Source organism: Mesorhizobium sp. M7A.F.Ca.CA.001.10.2.1 (assembly GCF_003998575.1).
In the GTDB taxonomy this organism is placed as follows: domain Bacteria; phylum Pseudomonadota; class Alphaproteobacteria; order Rhizobiales; family Rhizobiaceae; genus Mesorhizobium.
On record NZ_RZQY01000633.1, the window covers coordinates 1 to 3,597 of the forward strand.

Genomic DNA, 3,597 nt, shown 5'->3' on the forward strand with positions numbered 1-3,597 from the left:
ATTTTCACCGGTATGCGCGAAATATCGTAGCCCAGGATAATATAGTCGCCGCGCAGGAGGTCGCGCGGATCGACGGGCTCGATCTTCAGCAGCACCTCTTTGCCGTTGCGCAGGATCGCCGCGCGGCCGGCGATGATCCAGCTCAGGAAGCCGATCTGGACGAGCGCCAGCACCAGTGCCGAGATGACAAGCCTTTTCCCGGTGATCATGCCGTGGCTCCTTTGGCATCTGGACCTTTCATACGCTTTTCCACGCGGATGATGACGATCGCAAGGATGCCGAGCAGCACCGCGGCGGCCAGGAAGAAGCCGGCCGTATCGAGCATCGATTGCAAGGTCACCACATAGATGATGGCGAGTTCGAAGGCGAAGCCGAGATAGGCAAACCAGCGCAGCCCACGGCTTTCCCGCCCTGCCAGCACGATTGCGGCGACAATGCCGGCAAGCGCGATCACCGAAGCGAGGGCAAAACCGCTGTTGTAGGTGCTCTCGTCGGCGAGTTCGAACTGAATCATTGCGAGGCCGGTGAGGAAGCCGAGCAGTGCGTGCAAGGGCAAGCGGCCGCCGAGCTGCACGACCCGGTCGACTGGATCCGGCGCGAAGACCGAGGCCGCGAACAGCAGCGCCGAGACGACGACCAGCGGGATCGCCACCTGCAGCGTGTCGTGGTTGGTGACCAGCAGCACAAGATAGAACAGAACCGACAGGATGATCAGGTGGCGAGCCGCCTGGCTGCGGGTCCAGAACGAGACGGCAAACAGCACGATCGCCATGATCAAGAAGGCATGCGGAAATTCGCTGCGGCTGTAGTAGTCGAAGCCTTTCAGGAACAGCCAGGCATCGGCGATGCCGACCGAAGCGACCGTCAGCGGATTAGAACGCAGCGCCACCGCCGCCAGCGCCGTTCCGGCGCCCCAGGTGACCAGAGCCGAGGCCTCGTCGCCCGAGAGATGATACATCTGGCCGATCAGCGCGATCGAGCCGCCGAAAGCCGCAGCCGCCACGATCCAGAGCGCTTCGCCGATCGCCGCATGGTCGCGGGCCTTCAGCACCGCGCCGCCGACATAGCCACCAAGGATGACGGCAAACAGTGCCGCCACGCGCGCCAGCCGCGGGGTCGCGTCCCAATTGGCGGCGACGAAAATCAGGATGGCGGCTCCGAACAGCACGGCAGCCATCATCGCCAGGATAGAGCCGAAGCTGAGCGACTTGCGCTCGTTGGCCTCGACATCGCGCGAAAGCGAATCGGCTGTGGCGGCGTCAATCAGCCCGGCCTGCAGCCAACGCGCGATATCCGCCCTGACCCGCGACGAATAACTCGCCATGCTGCCACTCCCCCAGTTCGGTCTTTTTTTCAGCCGATCCGGTCAAACCGCTGACGCGGCGGCATTTTCCGATTCGGGTTTCTTTGTGTCAGGTCCGTGAACGCCCGTTAATGCTGCATTGCACAATTTGCATTGCTGCCATGCAGCCATAGCGCTTTTAAATCGATATGGGTCCGCCTATTTATAGTTCGTACACAAACGGAATGATCCGCAAGAAAGACGAAACGAGAACTACCATGAACCTGATCCGCAACTACCGCAACTGGCGCCGCTACAGGGACACCGTGTCCGAGCTGAGCCGCCTGAGCAACCGTGAACTGACCGACCTCGGCATCAGCCGCAGCGACATTCCTTACGTCGCTCGCAAGGCGGTCTAATTCTTCGGACCGCGAATGGTCCGAACCAGTTTTGAAAAAGAGAACGACAATGAACCTGATCCGCAATTATCGTAACTGGCGCGTTTATCGCGAGACGGTTACCGAGCTGGGTCGCCTTTCCAACCGCCAGCTGCATGATCTCGGTATCGTCCGCGACGAAATCAAGATCATCGCCCGCCAGGCGATCTAACCAGAATTTCGCCAGGGTCGACCTCCTCCCCGACCCTGACGGATCCGGTCAACCTTCACCTCCTCCCGAGGGTTGACCACCAAAACGGCGCCCGCCGCACCTCCTCCCGCGGCGGGCGCTGTTACCCGGGGCAAAAGGAATTTTGCCCCAAAAGGTTTCGCCCCTTTCAAACGGCGAAAGAGTTTTCGTCAAAGCCGACCTCCTCCCCGGCGATGACGAATAGGCCCGACCCTCACCTCCTCCCGAGGGTTGGCCACAAAAACGGCGCCCGCTGCACCTCCTCCCGCGGCGGGCGCTGTTTCCCCGGAGTAAAACGAATTTGCTCCAGAGGTTTCGCCCCTTTTAAAAATGGCGAAAGGAATTTCGTCAAAGCCGACCTCCTCCCCGGCGATGACGAATATGGTCGGCCTTCACCTCCTCCCGAGGGTCGACCCCAAAAACGACACCCGCCGGACCTCCTCCCCCGGCGGGTGTTGTCGTTTTCAGGAGGCGCTCCCATCAGCAGCTGTTTGCCCCGCACCGCGCACGGCAATTGCAATCGCCGCACCAAGCGATTATTCCGGCGCTCATGAGCAAAAACCCCATCCATATCATCGGCGGCGGCCTCGCCGGTTCCGAAGCCGCCTGGCAGGCAGCGCAGGCCGGCGTTCCGGTCATCCTGCATGAAATGCGGCCCGTTCGCGGCACCGATGCACACAAGACCGACAGCCTGGCCGAGCTCGTCTGTTCCAATTCCTTCCGCTCCGACGATGCCGACAACAACGCAGTCGGCCTGTTGCATGCCGAAATGCGGCTGGCCGGCTCGTTGATCATGAGCGCCGGCGACGCCAACCAGGTTCCGGCCGGCGGCGCGCTGGCCGTCGATCGCGACGGGTTCGCCGACGCAGTGACGAAAAAGCTCGAAGCACACCCGCTGATCACCATCCAGCGCGAGGAAGTGCCTGGTCTGCCGCCGGCGGATTGGGACCAGGCGATCGTCGCCACGGGCCCATTGACCGCCCCCGGGCTTGCCCAGTCGATCGCGGAAGCGACCGGCGCCGATGCGCTCGCCTTCTTCGACGCCATCGCGCCAATCGTCCATTTCGACACGATCGACATGGATACCTGCTGGTTCCAGTCGCGCTACGACAAGGTCGGGCCAGGCGGCACCGGCAAGGACTACATCAATTGTCCTATGGACAAGGACCAGTACCTTGCCTTCGTGCAAGCGCTGGTCGACGGCCAGAAAACCGAATTCAAGCAATGGGAAGGCACGCCCTATTTCGACGGCTGCCTGCCGATCGAGATCATGGCCGAGCGCGGCGTCGAGACGCTGCGCTACGGGCCGATGAAACCGATGGGGCTGACCAACGCGCACAATCCGACCGTAAAGGCCTATGCCGTGGTGCAGCTGCGGCAGGACAATGCGCTGGGCACGCTCTACAACATGGTCGGTTTCCAGACCAAGTTGAAGCATGCCGAGCAGGTGCGGGTGTTCCGCACCATTCCGGGTCTCGAAAACGCCGATTTCGCCCGCCTCGGCGGCCTGCACCGCAACACCTACATCAACTCGCCGACCTTGCTCGACGCTTCGCTGCAACTGAAGTCGCGGCCCGGCCTGCGTTTCGCCGGCCAGATCACCGGGTGCGAAGGCTATGTCGAAAGTGCCGCGATCGGTCTGCTTGCCGGCCGCTTCGCCGCAGCCGAGCGTCTCGGCCACTCACCGT

The 3,597-nt window shown here is 62.2% G+C and carries 5 protein-coding genes; 3 read left to right on the plus strand and 2 right to left on the minus strand.

Annotation, left to right across the window (positions count from 1 at the left end; genetic code table 11):
* Together EN964_RS28815 and EN964_RS28820 are read right to left on the minus strand one after the other, a co-directional pair.
* A partial coding sequence (locus tag EN964_RS28815; RefSeq protein WP_164776057.1) for a GDYXXLXY domain-containing protein occupies positions 1-209 on the minus strand: 209 nt, incomplete at its 3' end.
* Positions 206-1,324: a DUF2157 domain-containing protein gene (locus EN964_RS28820; protein ID WP_127269099.1), complete on the minus strand. Its 1,119-nt coding sequence runs from the start codon at positions 1,322-1,324 to the stop codon at positions 206-208. The genes EN964_RS28820 and EN964_RS28815, both read right to left, overlap by 4 nt.
* A 236-nt stretch (positions 1,325-1,560) precedes the next feature.
* Here EN964_RS28820 and EN964_RS28825 point away from each other — a divergent pair, with 236 nt between their 5' ends.
* The 3 genes from EN964_RS28825 to trmFO all read left to right on the plus strand — a co-directional run.
* The gene (locus tag EN964_RS28825) at positions 1,561-1,701 is read left to right on the plus strand and encodes a DUF1127 domain-containing protein (RefSeq protein WP_013531315.1); all 141 of its coding nucleotides are present in this window, start codon (positions 1,561-1,563) and stop codon (positions 1,699-1,701) included.
* 49 nt (positions 1,702-1,750) lie between these two features.
* Positions 1,751-1,891, plus strand: a complete 141-nt coding sequence (locus EN964_RS28830; RefSeq protein ID WP_013531314.1) for a DUF1127 domain-containing protein — start codon at positions 1,751-1,753, stop codon at positions 1,889-1,891.
* Between the two features lie 568 nt (positions 1,892-2,459).
* Positions 2,460-3,597 (plus strand): methylenetetrahydrofolate--tRNA-(uracil(54)-C(5))-methyltransferase (FADH(2)-oxidizing) TrmFO (gene trmFO, locus EN964_RS28835; RefSeq protein WP_127277029.1); only part of this gene is annotated, 1,138 nt, incomplete at its 3' end.

Coding starts and splice junctions, on each gene's coding strand:
- EN964_RS28820 (WP_127269099.1), bottom strand. CDS start 1,324: ATGGCGAGTTATTCGTCGCGGGTCAGGGCGGATATCGCGCGTTGGCTG.
- EN964_RS28825 (WP_013531315.1), top strand. CDS start 1,561: ATGAACCTGATCCGCAACTACCGCAACTGGCGCCGCTACAGGGACACC.
- EN964_RS28830 (WP_013531314.1), top strand. CDS start 1,751: ATGAACCTGATCCGCAATTATCGTAACTGGCGCGTTTATCGCGAGACG.